At 43.0% G+C, this 21,219-nt stretch carries 17 protein-coding genes; 7 read left to right on the forward strand and 10 right to left on the reverse strand.

Annotated elements, in window-relative coordinates:
• The first annotated feature begins 15 nt into the window (after window positions 1–15).
• Window positions 16–741, forward strand: a complete 726-nt coding sequence (locus tag G564_RS0110125; RefSeq protein ID WP_029037568.1) for a hypothetical protein — start codon at window positions 16–18, stop codon at window positions 739–741.
• Between the two features lie 323 nt (window positions 742–1,064).
• Here the strand turns inward: G564_RS0110125 and G564_RS0110130 are convergent, their stop codons facing one another.
• Both G564_RS0110130 and metG read right to left on the reverse strand, forming a co-directional pair.
• Complete coding sequence (locus G564_RS0110130; RefSeq protein WP_029037569.1) at window positions 1,065–1,385, reverse strand: GIY-YIG nuclease family protein; 321 nt, start codon at window positions 1,383–1,385, stop codon at window positions 1,065–1,067.
• Between the two features lie 364 nt (window positions 1,386–1,749).
• Window positions 1,750–3,864 carry a methionine--tRNA ligase gene (metG, locus tag G564_RS0110135; protein ID WP_029037570.1) on the reverse strand — a complete coding sequence of 705 codons (2,115 nt, stop codon included), beginning with the start codon at window positions 3,862–3,864 and terminating at the stop codon, window positions 1,750–1,752.
• Between the two features lie 112 nt (window positions 3,865–3,976).
• On the opposite strand from metG, the gene G564_RS0110140 reads away from it, so the two are divergent.
• Window positions 3,977–4,558, forward strand: a complete 582-nt coding sequence (locus G564_RS0110140) for a hypothetical protein (protein WP_029037571.1) — start codon at window positions 3,977–3,979, stop codon at window positions 4,556–4,558.
• An 8-nt stretch (window positions 4,559–4,566) separates the two neighbouring features.
• The gene (locus G564_RS0110145; protein ID WP_029037572.1) at window positions 4,567–4,926 is read left to right on the forward strand and encodes a YraN family protein; all 360 of its coding nucleotides are present in this window, start codon (window positions 4,567–4,569) and stop codon (window positions 4,924–4,926) included.
• Here the strand turns inward: G564_RS0110145 and G564_RS0110150 are convergent.
• Both G564_RS0110150 and G564_RS0110155 read right to left on the reverse strand, forming a co-directional pair.
• Window positions 4,923–5,456, reverse strand: coding sequence for a DUF421 domain-containing protein (locus G564_RS0110150; RefSeq protein ID WP_029037573.1), 534 nt, complete (start codon window positions 5,454–5,456; stop codon window positions 4,923–4,925). The genes G564_RS0110145 and G564_RS0110150 overlap by 4 nt on opposite strands.
• Window positions 5,457–5,465: 9 nt before the next feature.
• Window positions 5,466–6,725 carry a DUF389 domain-containing protein gene (locus G564_RS0110155; protein ID WP_029037574.1) on the reverse strand — a complete coding sequence of 420 codons (1,260 nt, stop codon included), beginning with the start codon at window positions 6,723–6,725 and terminating at the stop codon, window positions 5,466–5,468.
• Window positions 6,726–6,948: 223 nt separating this feature from the next.
• Here G564_RS0110155 and G564_RS19045 point away from each other — a divergent pair, with 223 nt between their 5' ends.
• Window positions 6,949–8,208, forward strand: a complete 1,260-nt coding sequence (locus tag G564_RS19045) for a cation:proton antiporter domain-containing protein (RefSeq protein ID WP_051205392.1) — start codon at window positions 6,949–6,951, stop codon at window positions 8,206–8,208.
• A gap of 113 nt (window positions 8,209–8,321) precedes the next feature.
• Here G564_RS19045 and G564_RS20785 read toward each other — a convergent pair whose 3' ends face one another.
• Window positions 8,322–8,447 carry a hypothetical protein gene (locus G564_RS20785; RefSeq protein ID WP_262504840.1) on the reverse strand — a complete coding sequence of 42 codons (126 nt, stop codon included), beginning with the start codon at window positions 8,445–8,447 and terminating at the stop codon, window positions 8,322–8,324.
• 150 nt (window positions 8,448–8,597) lie between these two features.
• On the opposite strand from G564_RS20785, the gene G564_RS0110175 reads away from it, so the two are divergent.
• Together G564_RS0110175 and G564_RS0110180 are read left to right on the forward strand one after the other, a co-directional pair.
• The gene (locus tag G564_RS0110175; protein WP_029037575.1) at window positions 8,598–9,974 is read left to right on the forward strand and encodes a hypothetical protein; all 1,377 of its coding nucleotides are present in this window, start codon (window positions 8,598–8,600) and stop codon (window positions 9,972–9,974) included.
• Window positions 9,971–10,402: a hypothetical protein gene (locus G564_RS0110180; RefSeq protein WP_037373820.1), complete on the forward strand. Its 432-nt coding sequence runs from the start codon at window positions 9,971–9,973 to the stop codon at window positions 10,400–10,402. The genes G564_RS0110175 and G564_RS0110180 overlap by 4 nt, the downstream gene beginning before the upstream one ends.
• 52 nt (window positions 10,403–10,454) lie before the next feature.
• Here G564_RS0110180 and mfd read toward each other — a convergent pair whose 3' ends face one another.
• On the reverse strand, window positions 10,455–13,844 hold the full coding sequence (gene mfd / locus G564_RS0110185; RefSeq protein WP_029037577.1) for a transcription-repair coupling factor: 3,390 nt from the start codon (window positions 13,842–13,844) through the stop codon (window positions 10,455–10,457).
• Window positions 13,845–14,756: 912 nt separating this feature from the next.
• Between mfd and tnpA the strand changes: the two genes are divergently transcribed.
• The gene (gene tnpA / locus G564_RS0110195; RefSeq protein ID WP_029037578.1) at window positions 14,757–15,194 is read left to right on the forward strand and encodes an IS200/IS605 family transposase; all 438 of its coding nucleotides are present in this window, start codon (window positions 14,757–14,759) and stop codon (window positions 15,192–15,194) included.
• Window positions 15,195–15,523: 329 nt separating this feature from the next.
• Here the strand turns inward: tnpA and pdeM are convergent, their stop codons facing one another.
• The 4 genes from pdeM to G564_RS0110215 form a co-directional block, all read right to left on the reverse strand.
• Complete coding sequence (pdeM, locus tag G564_RS0110200; protein ID WP_029037579.1) at window positions 15,524–16,162, reverse strand: ligase-associated DNA damage response endonuclease PdeM; 639 nt, start codon at window positions 16,160–16,162, stop codon at window positions 15,524–15,526.
• A gap of 8 nt (window positions 16,163–16,170) precedes the next feature.
• Entirely contained in the window at window positions 16,171–18,639 is a 2,469-nt protein-coding gene (locus G564_RS0110205; RefSeq protein WP_029037580.1) for a ligase-associated DNA damage response DEXH box helicase, read from the reverse strand.
• A gap of 260 nt (window positions 18,640–18,899) precedes the next feature.
• On the reverse strand, window positions 18,900–19,304 hold the full coding sequence (locus G564_RS19050; protein ID WP_051205393.1) for an endonuclease domain-containing protein: 405 nt from the start codon (window positions 19,302–19,304) through the stop codon (window positions 18,900–18,902).
• 234 nt (window positions 19,305–19,538) lie between these two features.
• Window positions 19,539–21,128 carry an ATP-dependent DNA ligase gene (locus G564_RS0110215; RefSeq protein WP_029037581.1) on the reverse strand — a complete coding sequence of 530 codons (1,590 nt, stop codon included), beginning with the start codon at window positions 21,126–21,128 and terminating at the stop codon, window positions 19,539–19,541.
• Window positions 21,129–21,219: the final 91 nt, after the last annotated feature.

A 21,219-nucleotide genomic window follows, 5' to 3' on the forward strand; every position in this document is an offset into this window, starting at 1 on the left:
GATCTAAAATTCCTGATGAAAAAGCTGATCCTATTCCCTTTGCTATTATTCTTCGGAATGTCATCTGCCCAGGATCTTGAGGGCTCCTGGAAACTGGTTGAAAAAAACGGCACACCTGTATCCGACCGGGAGACCATAAGAATTTATCAGGATGGGTATTTTACCTATGGCACAAAACAGGTCGGTACAAATAAATTTATAGAAGCGGGAGGCGGTGAGTATGAGAACAACGATCAATATATTGAACGTTACGATTTCAATACAACTGACACCTCCGTGGTGGGAAAAGAAATTAGATATGACTTTTCACAGGCAGGAGATAAGTTCACGATCAAGACCGGAAATGATAGATCCCAGACCTGGCAAAGGGTTTCTTCAAACCAGAATGACCTTTCCGGCAATTGGGTCTTTACAGGAAGACAAAGGAATGGAGAAATGCAACGCAGCACTCCGGGAGATCGCAGAACCGTTAAGATCATTGGCGGGGACCGTTTTCAATGGGTAGCTTTCAATTCAAAAATAAAAGAATTTTCGGGCACCGGCGGGGGAACATATACTGCTGAGAACGGGAAATACACCGAAAATATTGATTTTTTCTCCAGAGATGACAGTCGTGTAGGTGCAAGCCTCGACTTCGACTTCGAAGTAAAAGACGGTGAGTGGCATCACAAGGGGAAGAGCTCCAAAGGAGATCCCATTTATGAGATTTGGTCTCCATACGCTGAGGCTTATAAAAAATAAAATTTTTGAATAGAAATATAAGGCCTCACAGGTTTCCAAAACCTGTGAAGCCTTATATATGATAAAACTTCTTTCTAAGATATCACCGTCCCATTCCTGACTTCATCTTCATTGAAAAATCCCGGCTCGGAAAAATTGAGTAAAGTGAAGGTATCTTAAGCAGAAGTTGCTTCATATCAGCAAATAGTGGTCTTTAAGGAGAGGCAGGAGGTAAAGGGATGGAAAATCAGTTTTGACCATTTCTGTTTCGGTCTAGTTTCGACTACCGCCAACGATGTCAGGTCGAGCCTTTCGACTACCGCTCAAGACAGGCTCATCGAGACCTACTCTTTTTTTGTGTTATTTCTATAGTGGGACTCATTCCTGCATTCTGCTAAAAGCTTCAGAAGCATTTCATCCTCATTAGCTAAAGCTCTTTTCTTTTGAGCACTCCACTTCTTAATCTTTTTTTCAAACCAGATCGCCTGGTTCGCATCATTGAATTCCTGATGAAAGATGACCTCAACGGGTCTTCTTTTGAACGTGAAACTGTTTTTATCTACACCTGCATTATGCTCATCTAATCTTCTGGAAATATCGTTTGTTATTCCGGTGTAGAGAAGTTTATCTGAACATTCCAGGATGTAGACGTAATATCTTTTCATTGTTATCAACTAAGTCTCATCTTAACGAGAGACCCTTGAACTCTGTTTCGACTCTCTTAGTACAGGATGGTCTTATAGACACAGGGTGTCAGGTCGAGCCTTTCGACTATCGCTCAAGACAGGCTCGTCGAGACCTCCTTTTGAGTATAGAATTGCCATTCTTCTTCACCAACAAACCCCTCGACTCCGCTCGGGGAGACAATTGTATAATCATCGAGCCTTTCCGACTCCCGCTAAAGACATATCCTAAAAAACCTTTTTAGAACCAAGATTCCTTTTCCAGAAGAGACCCCTCGACAAAGCCTGTGCCGAGCACAGCCGAGGTGCTCGGGGAGACAATGTCAAATTCAATATAATTTGTATTTTAGGTTATCACCGTCCCATTCTTAACTCCGTCTTCATCTGGATTTAGGAACACGAGCTTACCTTCAGCATTTTCAGTCATGAGGATCATGCCTTCGCTTTCCACGCCTCTAAGCTTCCGCGGAGCAAGATTTACCAAAACTGTCACTTTCTTACCAACAATATCTTCAGGTTTAAAGCTCTCGGCTATTCCTGAAACAATGGTGCGCACATCCAGCCCGGTATCTACCTTAAGCACAAGAAGCTTATTAGCTTTTGCCATTTTTTCAGCTTTCACAATAGTTCCCACCCGCAGGTCCATTTTGCTAAACTCTTCAAAAGTGGCAATTTCTTTTTGCGATTCTGCTTTTTTATTATCGGCTATGTTTGCCGCTTTTGTTGCTTCAAGTTTATCCAATTGCTTCTGAATTTGTTCGTCTTCTATTTTTGAAAAAAGTAACTCCGCTTCACCTATGGCATGACCGGGTTCTAAAAGTTCTTTCCCTGCGCTTATTTGCTCCCATTCATTTTCTTCTACGCCCTCTCCAAATACAACTCCACTCATATTTATCACAGCTTCTGAAGTTGAACGTCCATAATCAAGCATACTTTTCAGCTTTTGAGAGGTAAAAGGCAGGAAAGGTTCACAGAGGCTAGCCAGGGCCGAGGCTATCTGTAAGGCCACATACATTATGGTCTTCACCCTATCCTCGTCTGTCTTTATGAGCTTCCAGGGTTCTTCATCTGCCAGGTATTTGTTTCCGAGGCGGGCCACATTCATTAGCTCGGCCTGTGCTTCCCGGAACCTGTAGCGGTCTATGGAGCTGGCAATAACCGCAGGATAAGCTTTTAATTCGGTTAAAGTTTGTTCATCAACTTCTGAGAAGTTTCCCGGCTTCGGAACTATTCCGTCGTAATATTTGTTGGTTAGCACCACTACCCGATTGATGAAATTGCCGAAGATAGCCACCAGCTCATTGTTATTCCTCGCCTGAAAATCCTTCCAGGTAAAGTCGTTATCCTTAGTTTCGGGCGCATTGGCGGTCAAAGTATAACGTAAAACGTCCTGTTGCTTCGGGAACTCCTCCAAATATTCATGCAACCAAACCGCCCAGTTCTTTGAAGTGGAAAGCTTATTACCTTCGAGATTCAGGAATTCGTTTGCAGGCACGTTATCAGGTAAGATAAAACCACCTTCAGCTTTTAACATCGCCGGAAATATGATACAGTGAAAAACAATATTGTCCTTTCCAATAAAGTGAAGAAGCTTAGTATCCTCATCTTTCCAGTAAGGCTCCCAGTCTCTTCCGGTTTTCTCGGCCCACTCTTTTGTTGAAGAGATATAACCTATTGGCGCATCAAACCACACATATAGCACCTTGCCCTCTGCTCCATCTACCGGCACTGGGATTCCCCAATCAAGATCACGGGTAACGGCACGAGGGCGAAGTCCGTCATCGATCCAGGATTTTACCTGTCCGTACACATTCGGCTTCCAGTCTTTTTTATGACCTTCAAGGATCCACTCCTTAAGCCAGCCTTCATATTGATCAAGCGGAAGGAACCAGTGTTTTGTTTCCTTTAAAGTTGGAATAGCACCGGTAATGGCCGACTTGGGATTAATGAGATCTGTCGCATTGTGACTGGTGCCGCATTTTTCGCACTGGTCACCATAACTGCCATCAAAACCACATTTTGGACAGGTACCTACTACAAATCTATCAGCAAGAAACTGTTCGGCTTTTTCATCGTAGAACTGCTGAGTTGTTTCTTCGGTGAACTTTCCGGCGTCGTAGAGTTTTTTAAAGAATTCCGAAGCTGTTTTATGGTGTATTTTTGCAGAAGTCCGCGAATAATTGTCAAAAGAAATTCCGAAGTCCTCAAAGCTCTGCTTTATGATCTTATGGTATTTATCAACTACATCCTGGGGAGAAACGCCTTCTTTTTTCGCTTTTATGGTAATAGGCACTCCATGTTCATCACTCCCGCATACAAAAACCACATCTTTACCCTGCATTCTCTGGTAACGTGCAAAAATGTCGGCCGGCACGTAAACTCCGGCCAAATGGCCAATATGTATGGGCCCGTTTGTATAAGGAAGGGCTGCTGTGATCGTATATCTTTTTGGTGAATTCATGTTAAAATTTAAAGTCTGTAAAGTTAAGCAAGTGGAGGGGAATACAAGTTAAATTTTAGCAAAAGGGCGTGCCTATGCGGCAAATCTTACGCACTTTAGTAAAAAAATAATCATGAGGAAAGTTTTAATCCTGGGGCTGATTTTGCTCGCTGCAGGTTGTAAAAGCAGAAAAATAACTTCTAATTCTCCCGAAAAATTCCAGCTTGAAAACCTTGAGGGAATAATTGCAGATAATAACCTTAAAGAAATATTTCCCGAAGCCCGAATAGCTGAAGGCATCGATCTTTTTGAAGAGGGAACTGTGGAACTTCCCTATAGCATTCTTTATCCCGAAACTGCAGACCAGCTTTTGATCATCTGGGAAGATGAAAGTCGTACTCGTCCTTACCAGCTCTATTTCGATAATGAAGGAAAATGGAGTACAAAGAATGGAATTAAGGTAGGCACTACATATGAAGAACTGGAAAGGATCAATAATGGCCCAATAAAATTCTATGGTTTTGGATGGGATTACAGCGGCGCGGTTGACTGGAATGACGGCAAACTGGCCGATTCTAATATTCGGGTTTTTCTGGCTCCTGTCAATGCCCCTCCACAAAGATTTTATGGCGACCAGATCATTGAAGCAGATCCCGAAGATATCCTCAATCTTAATCTAAGAGTGAGAGCTGTGATGCTCCACAACGGCAAATAATTTGTCTTATGGCACGACACAATGAGCTGGGAAAGGAAGGAGAAGAGATGGCCGTGGCTCATCTTTTAAAAACCGGCTACAAAATTGTTGCGCGGAATTTTCTATACCAGAAGGCAGAAGTGGATATCATTGCCCGTAAGGATAATATCCTGGCGGTAGTTGAAGTAAAAACCCGAAGCACTCCAGATTTTGGGGATCCGCAGGAATTTGTAAAGAAGAAACAGATCAATCAGCTGGTAAAGGCAATCGACTTTTTTGTTAATGAGCATAATCTTGATGTGGAAGTAAGATTTGACATTATTGCCATTATCAAGAACAAAGCGGGTACAAGACTGGAGCATCTGGAAGATGCATTTTTGCACTTCTAAAGTTCGTTTTTCTCGAGCAGTTCTTTGAAAGTTGAGGTCTTTCCTTCTTTTGATTTTCCGATTACAGATAAAGTCGCATCTATTTCAAGAATTACGGCGGCAACATCATCCATACTTCCAAATCCTTTTTTCCTGGCTGCACCAATTACTTTGCTCTTGTCAAGTCTCTCTTTGTGAAGGTTCTTTTGAATAAACTCTCCATCGTAGAACAGTAAGGTGGGTGAAGTATTGAAAATGTTTTTGAACATTTTTGACTTTCCTTCAAAATAGGCAAAAATGAACTGTAATACTGCAAGTAGGATAAAAGCGGTAAGCGCTTCAGAAATCGAAAGATCTTTTGTGGTGAGTGTACGACCGAAAACAGCACCCACTGCAACAGCAATTACAAAGTCAAAAGCGCTTATATTGGCCAGAGTTCTCTTTCCGGAAACCCGAAGAATAAGCACAATTGCTATATAAGCAGTAAAACCTACGACAATGATACGTATGATTGGCTGAATCCCGTTCCACAAGAAAGTAGTGTCGTCCATGGCTCTTACTTATCTTTCAACAAAATTAATTTCGAAGACCTCATAGAGATTTTCCACCTCGTAATTCATATTCTGCTTCAAATGTCTAATTACTTCCGTTTTTGCTTTTTCTTTGTTCAGAGCCGTATCCCTTAACATTAAAGTGGCAGCAAAGTTAGCCACGGGAGTGCCTTCAAATTTCTCATTGGTGAAAGTTACATCTTTATTCAGAACCAGGATATATGGAATCTTTTGAAGTTCTGCATCAAAGACTTCGTTAAGTTCAGTATTCATACTGGCTTTTCGGAGAAAAGGCGGCTGACTAAATTGCCAGAACATCATGGCTCCAATCCCCAAAATAACAATTCCGGTGGTGACGAGTCCTATCATTTTGCTACCCTTTAAGAACCGAACTCCGCGGGGACTAACTTTTCCAAAAAAGTAGAAGACCAGAGTCGCTGTAATATGGATCCCCAATAGCTGTAAAAGGATCCTGAAGAGACCACTAAAAACCACTTGCCAATCCATCATGTACATTCCGGCACCAACAAGTCCCACCGGCGGGGCAAGAGAAGCTGCCACTAAAATACCTACAGCTGCTCCGGAAACAAGACTATCTCTTTCACTTTGGCAAATATTCACCGCTCCCGCAAATCCTGAAACCAATGGTAGTAATATCGCAAATTTAGAAACCTGGCTTATCTGCTCCATTAGCGGAGTAAGGGTCTTTAGCGGAAATAACAGTGTCATAATAAAACTGGCCACAATCCCTGTAATAATAGCAATTCCATATCTCCCAAGGCTACTTTTTAGCAGATCTGCTTTCCCGGCAGCCGTTGCTAAAGCAGCATTCATAGCAGGACCGGCAAAAGGCGCAACCAGCATGGCGGCAACCAGTAAATAACTCGTACTGGTAAAGAGTCCTATCCACACAATAATTCCAGCCACTAGTGAGTAACCTATAAGTCCAAACTTAGATCCCACACTCTGTATTCCCCCCAGGTAAATCTCAAGAGAACTTTTAGGCTGTACATCGGCTACCTGGTCTGGTGCTTCAGAAGCCGGGGGATACATAGAGATTACTCCCCGGGGAATGAGGTTCACCTCAGGTTCCTCATACTCATCAATCCTTTTCAAAAAATCATTGACCTTTTCATTGGGAAGAAAAACGTAGAAAACATCATGTTCTTCATTAGGAAGGAAGATCGTATTCTTCCCCTGGAATTCCTCCACTGTCTCTAATACCTCTTTTTTATGTCCTTTAGGGATCTTGATTAAAAGTTGTCGCATGAAAATTTCTTTGTTTTGTAAGCAGATAAAGCTTCTGAGGACCTGCCTGCACTACAAGATAAAAGAAAGTGAGAAAAAGAGCCATAGCCTTAAGGGAACTTTAAGGCTTTCTGGCTCAGGCTGGTCAGTCCCTGAGGGTTCAAAATCAGACATTTAAATAAATCTTAAGAAAATAGAAGCAGCAACTTCCTAAATTTAAAGGAGCCATCAAAAAGATCTACCTATGGATTTAATGCTCATCATTTTCTTTATAAGTCTCCTGATCATACTGTCAGGTGCATTCTACAAGAAAATCCAGAACATTTCAATTACGGAACCATTCCTTGCACTTGCTTTAGGCGTGTTAGTTGGTCCTGATGTTTTAAATGTTATAGAATCTACAGATTCTGAAAGTGAATTTAAAGTGCTCGAACTCGCCTGCCAGTTTACAATAGCAATGGCACTAATGGCAACAGCATTGCGACTGCCAAAACACATTTTCAGAAAGAATGCTACTTCACTTACCAACCTGGTCATTTTCGGCATGATCTTCATGTGGGGCCTGAGCAGCGGAATAATTTATTTGCTGCTTCCCGACTTTTCAGTTTTTGAGTGCCTTTTGATCGGAGCTATTATTACTCCTACAGATCCTGTGGTCGCATCCACTCTGGTTACCGGAGAAAAAGCTGAAAAATATCTCCCGGAAAATATTCGGAATACGTTGTCTTTTGAAGCAGGTGCTAATGACGGTTTTGCTTATCCCATCGTTTTTTTGGCGCTCTACCTGCTGGGTGCAGAGGGCGGTGGAGATCTGGGTCAGTGGTTTACAAAAGTGCTGCTTTACGAAAATATCTTATGTGCTATTTTGGCTTATGGCGTTGGGTATGGCTGCGGTTTCCTGATGAAGAAGGCACATAAAGCGGGGTTTCTCAATACTAAAACCCTGTTGTCCTTTTCTATTGCTGTGGCGTTGCTGCTTTTGGGCGGTTTCCACATCTTAGAAATGAATCCTATTATCGCTGTATTTGTAGGCGGCTTTGCATTCGCAAAGGATATTACTGCAAATGAAGATATTGAAGAAGAAAGGATACAGGAGACTATGGAACGGCTTACCACTGTGCCGGTATTCTTCATTTTGGGTCTTATGCTCCCCTGGCAGGACTGGTACAGCATGGGCTGGACGGCAGTCTGGATAGTTATTCTCATCCTACTTTTTAGAAGGCTACCTGCCCTTTTGCTGCTCATGCCCGTCATGCCAAAATTCCGGAAAAAGATCTACAGCGTGCTCATCATGGGATGGTTTGGGCCTATTGGAGTTGCCGCACTCTATTACGCGGTAATATCAAAGGATAAGGCACATTTTGAAGACGCCTGGATCATTCCAAGCCTTATAGTAGCCGCTTCGACAGTTGTTCATGGACTTACCAGTGTTCCTCTTGAAAAGCTCTACCACGACTCCACTGAGGGAACGAATGAGCGGGAGAATCTGGATAGTAGAACGTAATTAAGAAAGACCTCACAGGTCTCAAATACCTGTGAGATCTGCTGCAAATAACCTGTCAAAAATGACATTTTTGACAGGTTCTATTTTTCCTCATTAAATTTCCCCCTCCGGCGTCAGGGGGCTTCCACAGTTGCTTTCACATCCAACGGCTGCAGCACCTTCAAAGCTTTATCCACCGAAGTCACTTTCTCAAAAGTGAGCAACAACCTCAACCCGCTGCGGCTTTTCTTTTCTTTCATGGTATTGTTGTGGAAAAGAGAAAAATGTAAACTTTTTCTTGCATAATTCAAAAAAAAACAAATTGCTCCATCTATTGCATTTTTGTCGCAGCACGACACTGCCTCCCTACCTTAAATGCAGGTTTTAATTAATCTTCTATAAAATATAAAATGAAGAAAATTTACCTGCTCGTTTGTTTATTTGCTTTGGCCTTTGTTAGTTGCCAAAAAGAGGAACTACTTCCTGCTGAAACTCAGAATTCTTTTTTGGAAACAGTTTCCGAAAAGGAAGCTTTAGATCTGTTAAATAACTTTTCCGGCAACAGGAAATCTTTAAAAAGTGCCGATTATTCTTATGCTGAACCTCATTGGGATTCTATGACTTACGAAGAGTTATTAAATACTGAAGAAAAGATCCTTGTTATTCCCGCAACTATCAAAAACAATAGTGGAAATAGCCGGATTTTAATGATGAAATTAGAAGGTTTTGTAGAAGGAAGAATACTCACACTGTATAAGGATGAAAAAATCTCAACTAAATTTTTTTCAGGAAAAATGAGCATTAAAACCTTAGATGGTGAATCTTTGGTTGGATACAAATTAAACGATGGGGTTTTAGTTTCCAAATTTCTTCCTAAATCAACAAAATCAACTTCTAAGACGAGCAGTCCTTGTGATTCATACAAAACGGGTGAGGATTGGAATTGCGGAGAATTGGATGAGGTTTATCTCGAGGGCACCACTTCTGAACCAACTCCATATGTCTCCATATCTACAATTTATGCTATTGATGGTGGTGGTACAGAAGAGGAAAATTATTACTACAAAGCCTACGATGACGGCGGCGGTGGCGGAGGAGGCGAAACCTCAACTACCCCAGAACCGAATGAGGAAGAGGATAAAATTGATGATAGTGAACTGAAGGACAAAGAAAAATGTATAAATGATTTACTAGATAAAAATGGAAATTCCTTTGTCAAAGATTTGTTAGCCAAGTTTAAAGGAGATGGTACTGAATTTGATATTAAAATTTTATCAAAAGATAAAGTATGGTCGGAAAATTTACAGGATTACGTTAACGCCATAACAAGATCTCCTGTAAATAATGTTATTGAAATACATATCAGCTCGACAAATGCTAATGGAAATTCTGCTCTAGCTGTTACTCGAACCTTACTTCATGAATATATACACGCTGATATCTTTAGAAAATTGGAAAGTAGGACGAATACCATTCTTGAATTAAATTTCAAAAATATTTTTGAACAATATGAAGAAGATCATCATGAAACTATGGCGTCGTTATATGTAGAAAGTATGCGAGATGCCCTTAAGAATTTTCATCAAACTGCCTTGACAGCAGATTATAATGCATACGTCAATTACTTCGGAACTCCACCAAGTGACTTTTTTTATGAGGCATTAGCATGGCAGGGGTTAAAAAATCATAATGTTCAGGCATATGTAAACCTAACGGAGGAAGTAAAAAAGCTTATTTTAGCTGAAGAACAAAAATTAGGATTATTAGGTAAAGACTGCCCACAATGAAAATATTGAAAAGATACATTGTTTTAGTTGTCACCTTGTTAGGGTGTTTTTCACATGCTCAGAATGACATGACCTCTTATAAATTCAAGGATACCATATTTTTTGAATTAGATGAAAGTTATTTTCTAAAAGGAAGGTACGATGAGAATTTGCTCTATATTAAGGATGCTTTAAAAGACGAAGGTTCTTCAGAAACTTTCCTGTTTAAAATAATGGAGCGAAGAAGTGATATCGCCCCCCCAAAAAAAATTGAAAATTTTCAACAATATATTAGAAATTCCGATTTTTTTAATGAGGAAAAGAAAGTAAATAAACTGAGAGATTACAGACTCGCTTCTCATCTTCAAAATTTTACAATATACCTGGTGGATTATAACTGTGAACCTCCTAAATATTTTCGGGTTTACCCATTGACTGAAATAGAATAGATACTGGCCAAGAGCAGATAACACCTCTCAAAAATGTCATTTTTGAGAGGTGTTATTTTTCCTCCACCTCAACCTCCACCTTAATATCAAGCGGCTGTAGTACCTTTAAGGCTTTATCCACCGAAATCACTTTTTCAAAGGTCAGCAACAACCTCAACCCGCTGCGGGTCTTCTTTTCCTTCATGGTGCAGCTATGTGGATGCGTCTGCACGTATTGCAGTACTCTTGTAAAGGCTTTGCTCTGGTAGAATCGCGACTGCTGGTCAGCAATGAAATAGCCGATCAGTTTACCTTGTTTCATCACGATCTTCTCTAAGCCAATTTTGGAAGCGATCCACTTGATACGAACGCTGTTCAGAAGATCTTCGGCCTCTGCAGGTAGTTCTCCAAAACGATCCACCAACTCGGCTTCAAACTTCTGAAGCTCTTCTTCGGTTTTCAGGTTGTTGAGCTGCGTGTAAAGATTCAGCCTTTCTGAAATGTTATTGATGTAATCGTCCGGGAACAGCAATTCGAAGTCCGTATCGATCTGTGTGTCTTTCACATATTCCTTATCCTCTTTCTCCTGCTCCTGATAAAGATCCCTGAATTCATTTTCCTTCAGTTCCTCGATGGCTTCATTCAGGATTTTTTGATAGGTGTCAAAGCCTATTTCGTTGATGAATCCGCTTTGTTCCCCTCCTAAAAGGTCTCCTGCGCCACGAATTTCCAGATCCTTCATAGCAATGTTGAATCCGCTACCGAGTTCGCTGAACTGCTCCAGGGCGGTGATACGCTTCCGTGCATCATCTGTCATAGCAGAATATGGAGGAGTGATAAAATAACAGAATGCTTTTTTATTGCTTCGGCCTACTCGCCCGCGCATCTGGTGCAGATCGGAGAGTCCGAAGTTATTGGCATTGTTGATAAAAATGGTGTTGGCATTCGGCACGTCGAGTCCACTTTCTACAATTGTGGTCGATACCAGTACATCGAATTCACCGTTCATAAACCTCAGCATCAAAGTTTCCAGTTTCTTCCCTTCCATCTGTCCGTGACCTATCCCGATCTTCGCATCGGGCACCAGCCGCTGAATCATGCCGGCGACTTCCTTGATATTTTCCACCCTGTTATGGATAAAGAATACCTGCCCGCCCCGCTGAATTTCATAAGAAATAGCATCGCGAATGGTCTCTTCGGAAAAACGGATCACATGCGATTCAATCGGATACCTGTTCGGCGGCGGAGTAGTAATAGTGGAAAGATCCCTCGCGGCCATCAAACTGAACTGCAGCGTACGCGGAATGGGCGTAGCAGTCAACGTGAGGGTATCTACATTTTCTTTGATGGTCTTCAGCTTGTCTTTAACAGCCACCCCGAATTTCTGCTCTTCATCCACCACCAGCAGTCCGAGATCTTTAAATTTCACCGCCTTGTTTACCAGCTGATGAGTTCCAATGACAATATCCACTTTTCCGTTTTCCAGCTCTTCCAAAGTAGTCTTCCTTTCTTTGGCAGTCCTGAAACGGTTCAAATAATCTACGGTTACAGGGAAATCTTTCAGGCGTTCGGTAAAGGTCTTATAATGCTGAAATGCCAGAATGGTAGTAGGCACCAGCACCGCCACCTGTTTTCCGTTGTCTACTGCCTTGAAGGCGGCTCTAATGGCAACTTCGGTCTTTCCGAAGCCTACGTCCCCACACACCAGGCGATCCATTGGGCGTTCGTTCTCCATGTCGGCTTTGACGTCGGCGGTTGCTGTACTTTGATCGGGGGTATCTTCATAAAGGAAAGAGGCTTCCAGCTCGTGTTGCAGGTAAGAATCAGGCCCGTAAGCGAAGCCTTTTTGTAGCCTGCGCTTGGCGTATAGTTCAATAAGATTGAAGGCGATGTGCTTGACGCGCGCCTTGGTCTTTTGCTTCAGGGTCTTCCAGGCATTGCTACCCAACTTGTAGATCTTGGGCGGCTTCCCATCCTTCCCGTTGTACTTTGAGATCTTGTGCAGCGAGTGAATACTCAGGTATAAAATATCGCGTTCGCCGTAGATCAGTTTGATTGCCTCCTGCTTTTTGCCTTCGACGTCGATCTTTTGAAGTCCACCAAATTTCCCTATTCCGTGGTCAATATGCGTGACATAATCGCCCACTTCGAGGTTCGTAAGCTCCTTTAAGGTAATCGCCTGCTTCTTGGCGTAGCCGTTCTTCAGGTGGAATTTATGATACCGCTCAAAGATCTGGTGATCTGTGTAGCAAACCATTTTTTGATCATCGGCAACAAAACCCTGGTACATAGAAAGCACCACAGTTTTATATTTCACCTCGCCTTCCATGTCGTCAAAAATGTCATGGAAACGCTTTGCCTGCTGCTCGCTGACGCAGAAAATATAATTCGTATACCCGTCTTCACTGTTCTCCCGTAAATTCTGAATAAGCAGTTCAAAATTCTTGTTGAAGGAAGGCTGTGGTTTGGTACTGAATTCTATCTGCTCAACCTCAGCGTCACCCTGAACTTGTTTCAGGGTCTGATGGGAGTTGGTCACCACCAGAGAATACTCCTGCATCTGCTCCTTCAAAAGTGCCGAATTACAGAACAATTCTTTGGGCTCGTTGTGCTTTATTTCTTCGGAAAGATTCTTAAACGCTTCTTCAGCTTTGCTGAAGAGTTTGTCTATCCTATCATACAACAAATGCGGATCCTGACTGAAGATGACGGTGTTATCTGAAATATACTTCAAAAAACTCTCCCGCACCTCCTGAAGCCGCTTGTGCTCCACGTTCGGGATCACCGTGATCTTCTTCACCTGATCTGTCGACAGCTGCGTCTCCACATCAAAGGTCCGGATGCTCTCCACCTCATCCCCGAAAAACTCGATCCTGTATGGCTCATCATTACTGAAAGAAAACACATCCAGAATTCCCCCTCTTACTGAGAATTCTCCGGGTTCGGTCACAAAATCCACTCTTTTGAACTTGTACTCGAACATCACCTCGTTCACAAAATCGATGGAAAGTTCGTCTCCGACTTTTATCTTCAGTGTGTTTTTCTCCAGTTCCTTCCGGGTCACTACCTTCTCAAAAAGGGCATCCGGATAAGTTATTATTATTATGGCAGGTTTCTTCCGGGAGTTGATGCGGTTGAGTACCTCTGCCCGCAGGAGAACATTGGCATTATCTGTTTCTTCCAGCTGATATGGTCTGCGGTAGCTTCCGGGGTAAAAAAGCACATTTTTGTCACCCAGCAACTGCTCCAGGTCATTCAGGTAATAGGCAGCTTCTTCCTTGTCATTGAAGATCAGTAGAAAAGGCTTTTCAGCCTCTTCAAAAGCATTGGCCACCACAAAAGAAAGTGCTGAACCGACAAGGCCTTTTAACTGAACATTATTTCGCGGCAGGGCAAGGGCTTTCCCCAGTTCCAGCTGTTGAGCCGACTGTGCAAAGCTTTGGGCAATAGAAGATTTACTCAAAAATTAAAAATTTGGTGCAAAGATAAAGTTTAAAGTTCAATGCTTACAGGTGGTGAGTTTTAAACAGAAGTTAAATTAAATGAAAGAGATTGGTTAATTGGGGATTAGTTAATTGGAAGGTTTATTTGGGCTAAAGCCCATGTCCCAATCATTCTCTGATCCTCCGCCTAAAGGCGGAGGCAATTCATTTGATTTTGGACCATGAATTGCCACTGGCTTCAGCCAGTGGTTTTTAATAAGGATCTCAACAGGGCTTTAGCCCAAATTCCAAGGCAGCAATTTGAAAAGTCCTGACATAGGAAAATTTTAATTGAACTAAAGCCCTTAATTTCTAATTCCTTTGGAACCTCCGCATAAAGGCGGAGGCAATTCATGCATGGAGGATAATAATTGTTCATATTCTGTTACCACTCCTATGAATTGCCACTGGCTTTAGCCAATGGTTATCGATTTGAGCAAGATCAGGGCTTTAGCCCAAATTCCAAGGCAGCAATTTTAAAAAGTCCTGACATAGTAAAATTTTAATTGTACTGAAGCCCTTAAAAATATAATCCTCGGTTCCTCCGCCTGAAGGCGGAGGCAATTCATGGATGGAGGACAGTAATTCTTCATATTCTGTTACCACTCCTATGAATTGCCACTGGCTTTAGCCAGTGGTTAAATATTTGAGCAAGTTATGGAGTTTCATTGGTAGAGAACAATTTGGGCTAAAGCCCTTTTCCCTTTATAATCTGATCCTCCGCCTAAAGGCGGAGGCAATTCATGAGTTTGTAAATCATTTATTTTTGCAACTCATGAATTGCCACTGGCTTCAGCCAGTGGTTAAATATTTGAGCAAGATCAGGGCTTTAGCCCAATCCTTTGTCTCAAAATAATTTATTAAATTCATCATCAGCCAATTATTAAATCCTCATGCCACACATAAAGGTCTACATCCATTTTGTATGGAGCACCAAAAACAGAGTTCCTCATCTCAACACTCCGGAGCTTAGAAAAAAGGTGTGGCAGCATATAGCAGAAAATGCCAAAGCAAAAGGAATATTTGTAGATTTTGTCAATGGGTATGCAGACCATTGTCATTGTCTTGTCTCTTTAGGAGTTGATCAAAGCATTCAAAAGGTGATCAATTTGATTAAAGGAGAATCTTCTCACTGGATCAATAAAAATAATCTAACCAAGGCAAAATTTGAATGGCAGGATGATTACTTCGCTGTTTCAGTTTCAGAATCCAATCTTGACAGCTTAAGGAATTATATTAAGAATCAAGAGGAGCATCACAGACATAAATCTTTCCAGGAGGAATATGAGGAATTTATAAAGAATTACAATTTCAAAAAATTTGAGAATTGAGAATTGGGCTAAAGCCCTGGTTCTTTATATCCTCTAATCCTCCGCCTAAAGGCGGAGGCAATTCATGTAAATCTATTTTTGTTTTCTCTCTTAAAAAATGCTTTATCATGCTTCACCTAATTTTGGGCTGAAGCCCTTTTTATTTATCTCGTAATCCTCCGCCTGAAGGCGGAGGCAATTAATGAATTTAAAATAAGTCATGTTTTGCAACTCATGAATTGCCACTGGCTTCAGCCAGTGGTTAAAGATTAATATTATGATAGGGCTTTAGCCCAATATATAGGTTCTTGAAAAAAAATCTTAGTTCTTGGCTCCAGCAGCCCGACTTTCTAATCATTCAAACAAATCACCTCCTCCTTCGTCACTACATACACCTCATCATCTCCCTGCGGAATGAGGATATGTTTGCCTGTGAACTCGCCGAATGCCGGCAGGATCAATTGATCTTTGGATTTGAAGAAGCAGGATAATTTGAGTTGCTGGCGGCCGAGGCCGTTGATCTTTACCCCGGGATGTATGTGTCCGGAAAAATTGAAAAATCCGGCTCTTTCTTCGGGATGGTGAGTGAAGAGGAAATTGTGGAGCACAATCTCACGAATAGATTTCACTCCCAGAGCGTCGTATTTCAGGGGAGAAATGATGTCATGATTCCCTTCTACTAGAATAACTTCAGCGGAAATTTTCTCCAGCCATGTGGCGAAGATGAGCCATTCCTTGTTTAAAGTGCTGTGAAAAAGATCCCCAAGAAACACAATTTTATGAGGTGCGAAAAATGCAATTACAGCATCCATTTTCTGAAAGTTGCCTTTTACCGCCTGCTGCGGCACAGCACTGCCAAACTTCCTGAAATGCGACACCTTCCCCAGATGCACATCACTGATCACCAGCATGTCCTCCTCCTCCCAAAACATAGCTCCGGATGGATGTAGTATGAACGTCTGATTATAAAGACTAAGTGTTTTTGTCATTTTTGAAGCTACAGGTCACCCCATTGAGCCATCATTTTTTTAATTCGGTCCTCCAGTTTTTCTGAAGATAACTTTTCGCGCATCCTGTCGGTAATGATGGGGAAGGCGAAAGGCGTGGGTTTTTCACATTGTTTCCAAACCAATTTCTGTTCCGAAATCCGTTCCATGGCCAATCTTAACCTTCCTTCCTCCAACTGATGTTCGAATGTCTCCCTAAACGCCTGCTGAAACAATAAATTGTCCGGCTCGTAATCCCTGAATACACTGAACAATAACTGCGAATTTGACTGAAGATGCTTTGTTTTGATCATCTTGTTTGGAAAGCCGGTAAAAACCATTCCGGCGATGACCGCAATGTCCCGGAATTTTCGGCGGGCCATTTCAGTGGCATTTAAACTCTTCTGAAGGTCGTCCATAAGATATTCCGCGGAAAAAAGGTCATTGTCAAAAACCTGCTGCATATCAATCTCCTGGTCCGAAAGTAATTCGAAACCGTAGTCATTAAAGGCCAGAGAGAAACTGATGGGCGACAATAAACTGATCCTGTAGGCGAGTAGACTCGAGAAAGCTTCATGCACAAAGCGGCCTTCAAAAGGATAAAAAATAGCGTGATAACCTTCCCTGGTTTTAAAAGTCTCAATAAGAAATTCATCTTTCTTAGGAATGATCGACTCTTTCTTCTGCCTTTCAAAAGTATGAGCAAGTGCCTGTAATTCAATTGAAGAGTTCTCAAATTCCTGTTCTGAAGCTACAAACATCTCCTCCCGCAGCAGTTCACTCATTTGGGCTGAAAAACTCATTCTTCCACCAGCCCAGCTGGGGAAGCGGGAGTTCTTGACTTTCGATTTCCTTACGATTACCTGCATATTCTTGATCTGATATAGCTCCAGATTCTTTCCGGCAAAAGTAAATACATCCCCCGGATTCAATTTGGAAATAAACCATTCTTCAATTGTGCCAATATATCCACCGCCCAAATATTTTACTGCCAAAACCGCGTCGCTTACTATAGTTCCAATCTGCAGACGATGCCGCATTGCAATTGCTCTGTTATTCACTTTGAATAGTCCGTCCTCCTCAATCTCCACCTTTTTGTACTCGTCATAAGCCTGCAGCGTCTGACTCCCCTGCGTGATAAAGTTCAGCAGCCACTCCCACTGCTCTTCGGAAAGCGCCTGATAACAGAAGGTCGATTTGACTTCGGGCCAGATTTTCTTCGGAAAAAATCCGTCGGAGACAGCAAGAGTGGTCAAATATTGGACTAAAACATCAAAGGAATTCAGGTACGGGATTCTATCTTCCACTACAGTATGCTTCACGGCTTTTTGCAAAGCTGAAGCTTCGATAAGTTCCATTGCGTGTGTCGGCAAAAAGTAGATCACACTCTCCTTCCCCGGCTGATGCCCACTTCGTCCGGCCCGCTGAAGAAATCTTGCGACACCTTTAGGTCCGCCGATTTGAATGATGGTCTCCACCGGCGCGAAATCCACTCCCAGGTCCAGACTGGAAGTCGCCACCACCGCTTTTAACTGCTCATCCCGAATCGCCTGCTCAACCCATAGCCGGGTTTCTTTGTTGATACTCCCGTGATGCATGGCCAGTTCCCCGGCAAATTCCGGATACTTCTGCAGTATCCGCTGAAACCAGATCTCACATTGGGACCTGGTATTCGTAAAAAGCAGTGTCGTTCTTGATTTCCTGATGATAGGCACCACCTCATCAATCAAATGCAGCCCCAGATGCCCGCGCCACGGAAAGGTTTCCATCTTCTCCGGAATAATGGATTTTACCGTGATCTTCTTCTTGATATCGGCACGTATCAAAACAGAGTTTTCAAAAGCCTCCGATCCCGGGCCCAGCAATACCTCCCTTGCCTCCTGAAGATTACCAATGGTAGCAGAGATCCCCCAGATCTTCATTTTTGGAGCCACAGTTTTGAGCCGGGAAAGCGCCAGCTCGATCTGCACTCCGCGTTTGGTACCCAGGAGCTCGTGCCATTCGTCAATGACTATGGCATTCAGATCTTTAAAAGTTTTCTCATAACCTTTGGAGGACAACAGCAACTGCAGACTCTCGGGTGTGGTGATAAGGAGGTCGGGCATTTGTTTCTTCTGGGCGGCACGTAATTTCTGAGAGGTATCTCCCGTTCTTATTCCTACTGTCAATCCGCTGCCGATATCCTCGGCAAAGCGATTAGCCGCTTGTTCTATCTCCACCGATAGTGCTCGCAGTGGCGTGATCCAAATAGCTTTTAGTCCTGGTTTGTGTTTAGTTTTATAATCGGGATTTTGCCAAATGTAATCGAGAACGATAGGAATCCAGAGCGCATAGGTTTTTCCACTTCCGGTTGGAGCGTTTAATAGCCCATGCTTTCCATCCAAAAATGCGTTCCAGGAATCCTTTTGAAAAGCAAAGGACTTCCAGGACCGGGATTTGAACCAGTCGTTTGCGAGTTTTATGAGGTCTCTCTTATTCATGATTCTGCGTGGTTGGACCCTTCCGTCTCCGGCTATTCGCCGAATCCACCTTCCCTTAGCAAGGGAAGGAGCTGTTGTTTTGTACTCTTAAGAGTGTTTTTTGGTTAAAATTTAAATTCTTGTTCCCATAGGACCCTTCCGTCTCCGCCTTGCGGCGGATCCACCATCCCTTAGCAAGGGAAGGAGCTTTTAATTCGTGTTCTATTTTAAATCTTGTTACGTGCTTGTGCTAGCACAAGCAAATAGCTCCCCTCCTTATTTTAAGGAGGGGAGGATCCGCGGTAGCGGAGACGGGGTGGTCCGTCGCTCCTGAAATGCCTCTTAATTTCCTCCAGCACCCAATCCAAATTATCAAATACTGTTCTGTTCTCAAACCTCAGCACCGTCATATTTAATTCCTCCAGCTTTTTAGTTCTAATGGCGTCTTTTTCCTCTGCAGTAGGATTCATGTGGTATTGCCCGTCCAGTTCGATCACCAGCTTTTCTTCTGCGCAATAAAAATCCACAATGAAATTCAGGATGCTGTGTTGCCTCCTGAACTTCCTTCCCTCCAGTTTCTTTTGTTGTATATGTGTCCACAGGTAGGCCTCGGCTGTCGTTCCGTGGTGGCGGAGTTTTTTGCGGTAGGGTTCGAGGGGTTTACGATTGTGGATTTTCTTTTTCATTTTTTGCTTTATTAGAAACGAGAAGCAGCCGTTAGACCCTTCCGTCTTCGCCTTTCGGCGAATCCACCTTCCCTTAGCAAGGGAAGGAGCTATTTGTACTACTATTAAAAATTCTACTTCACTTTTGAAATTTTGTCAAACCCACATTTAACCACAGGAACAGCAAAGCTGTTCCCAAAGCTCCCCTCCTTTTTTCAAGGAGGGGTGGATCCGCGATAGCGGAGACGGAGTGGTCTATTTCGGTATCAACTGTTTCAATTCTTCTATTGTATTTGCTTCTTCTATTGTTTTATCCTGTCTCCATCTTAATATCCTCGGAAATCTTGTGGCGACGCCGCTTTTGTGGCGGTTGGATTCTGCTATGCCCTCGAAGGCTATTTCGAAAACCAGTTCGGGTTTTACGGAACGTACGGGGCCGAAGCGTTCCAGAGTATTTCTCTTGATCCAGGCATCCACCTGGCGGAATTCAGCATCTGTGAGTCCGGAGTATGCTTTAGCGAAAGTTACCAGCTCATCATCCTTCCAGAGGGCGAAGGTGTAGTCTGTAAATAGGTTAGAACGGCGGCCGTGGCCGCGCATGGCGTAGGTGAGCACGGCATCTACAGTCAATGGCTCCACCTTCCATTTCCACCAGTCGCCTTTTTTTCTTCCCACCAGGTATGGCGAATCCCAACGCTTTAGCATCAAACCTTCACTTTTTACTTCCCGTGCCCTCTCCCGCTCGACGGTGGCTTCTTCCCAGTTGCTAAAGGAAATTGTTTCAGACAGGTGAAAAGGTAGATCTTCAGTTGCTACTGTTGCATGTAACTTTTCCAGGATCTTCCTGCGTTCTAAATAGGGCAAAGTGCGGATATCTTTTCCCTCCCACTCCAGCACATCATAGGCTTTAAGGATCACGGGGACTTTATTCAGCAGCGCTTTGGAAACTGTTTTTCGGCCGATGCGGGTTTGCAGGTCATTGAAGGTGCCAATGTCTCCTCCCGGAAACGGAAGGATCTCTCCATCTATCACTGTTCCGTCGGGAATGACCTCCAAAAATGCCGAAAATTCAGGGTATTTATCTGTAACGAGCTCCTCTCCCCGACTCCACACGAAGATCTCCCGATTCCGAATCACCACCTGGGATCTTATCCCATCCCATTTATGCTCGGCAGACCAGTCGGCAGGATTGCCAAGGTCTTTAGGCTCATCTTCAATGGCATAAGCAAGATAAAACGGATAAGGTTTGGAAAGAAAGTCTTCTTCATTCTCCTCTAAAATGAGCTTTTGGAAGGTAATTTTCTGCGGATCCCAGTCTCCCATCAGCTTATAAGCCAGCACATCTTCATCAATATCTGTAGCTTTGGAAAGGGCGCGGGTCATTAACTTCTGACTCACGCCGATCCTGAAACTTCCGGTAATTAGCTTTGTGAAAACGAAGCGCTCGTAATAATTCAGCGCTGCCCAGTTCTCGTGCAGGTATTCTTTTTTTTCGGCTTCGGTGGCCGATTTCAGGTCAATGATCTCCTCCAGATACTGAGTCAGACTTTTTTCGCTGGATTCCTCTGCCGGCGGAATCACCAGCGCAATAGTTTCAGCAAGATCCCCTACAATATGATAGGATTCTTCGAACAACCAAAGCGGAATCTTCGCCAGTTCGGCTGCAAAGGTACGAAGCAAAGTTGTGTTCACCGGCCGCGGCGGACGGCGGTGAGAGAGAATGGCGATGGCCCATACCTTGTCCTTATCAGGCACCCGCTGAAAATAGCGCGTCAAGGCAGCCACCTTCACCGTGGTTTTGTTGGTGCTGTCCAGTTCCCGTATGAGTGCTGCGAATTCCTCCACGTTGGTTAATTAGTTAATTAGGGATTAGTCAATTGGTTAATTGGGATTGAATACTTGATACTGAATATTGAATATTGGTTATTGTTAATTG

The organism is Salinimicrobium xinjiangense DSM 19287 (assembly GCF_000423585.1).
Lineage (GTDB): Bacteria > Bacteroidota > Bacteroidia > Flavobacteriales > Flavobacteriaceae > Salinimicrobium > Salinimicrobium xinjiangense.

What these genes read in the sequence shown, in the direction of transcription:
- pdeM (WP_029037579.1), bottom strand. Translation starts at nt 16,162, where the DNA reads ATGACAAAAACACTTAGTCTTTATAATCAGACGTTCATACTACATCCA.
- G564_RS0110155 (WP_029037574.1), bottom strand. Translation starts at nt 6,725, where the DNA reads ATGCGACAACTTTTAATCAAGATCCCTAAAGGACATAAAAAAGAGGTA.
- tnpA (WP_029037578.1), top strand. Translation starts at nt 14,757, where the DNA reads ATGCCACACATAAAGGTCTACATCCATTTTGTATGGAGCACCAAAAAC.
- G564_RS0110130 (WP_029037569.1), bottom strand. Translation starts at nt 1,385, where the DNA reads ATGAAAAGATATTACGTCTACATCCTGGAATGTTCAGATAAACTTCTC.
- G564_RS0110205 (WP_029037580.1), bottom strand. Translation starts at nt 18,639, where the DNA reads ATGAATAAGAGAGACCTCATAAAACTCGCAAACGACTGGTTCAAATCC.
- metG (WP_029037570.1), bottom strand. Translation starts at nt 3,864, where the DNA reads ATGAATTCACCAAAAAGATATACGATCACAGCAGCCCTTCCTTATACA.
- G564_RS0110180 (WP_037373820.1), top strand. Translation starts at nt 9,971, where the DNA reads ATGAAAATATTGAAAAGATACATTGTTTTAGTTGTCACCTTGTTAGGG.
- G564_RS0110150 (WP_029037573.1), bottom strand. Translation starts at nt 5,456, where the DNA reads ATGGACGACACTACTTTCTTGTGGAACGGGATTCAGCCAATCATACGT.
- G564_RS0110125 (WP_029037568.1), top strand. Translation starts at nt 16, where the DNA reads ATGAAAAAGCTGATCCTATTCCCTTTGCTATTATTCTTCGGAATGTCA.
- G564_RS19050 (WP_051205393.1), bottom strand. Translation starts at nt 19,304, where the DNA reads ATGAAAAAGAAAATCCACAATCGTAAACCCCTCGAACCCTACCGCAAA.
- G564_RS20785 (WP_262504840.1), bottom strand. Translation starts at nt 8,447, where the DNA reads ATGAAAGAAAAGAAAAGCCGCAGCGGGTTGAGGTTGTTGCTCACTTTT.
- G564_RS0110175 (WP_029037575.1), top strand. Translation starts at nt 8,598, where the DNA reads ATGAAGAAAATTTACCTGCTCGTTTGTTTATTTGCTTTGGCCTTTGTT.
- G564_RS19045 (WP_051205392.1), top strand. Translation starts at nt 6,949, where the DNA reads ATGGATTTAATGCTCATCATTTTCTTTATAAGTCTCCTGATCATACTG.
- G564_RS0110145 (WP_029037572.1), top strand. Translation starts at nt 4,567, where the DNA reads ATGGCACGACACAATGAGCTGGGAAAGGAAGGAGAAGAGATGGCCGTG.
- G564_RS0110140 (WP_029037571.1), top strand. Translation starts at nt 3,977, where the DNA reads ATGAGGAAAGTTTTAATCCTGGGGCTGATTTTGCTCGCTGCAGGTTGT.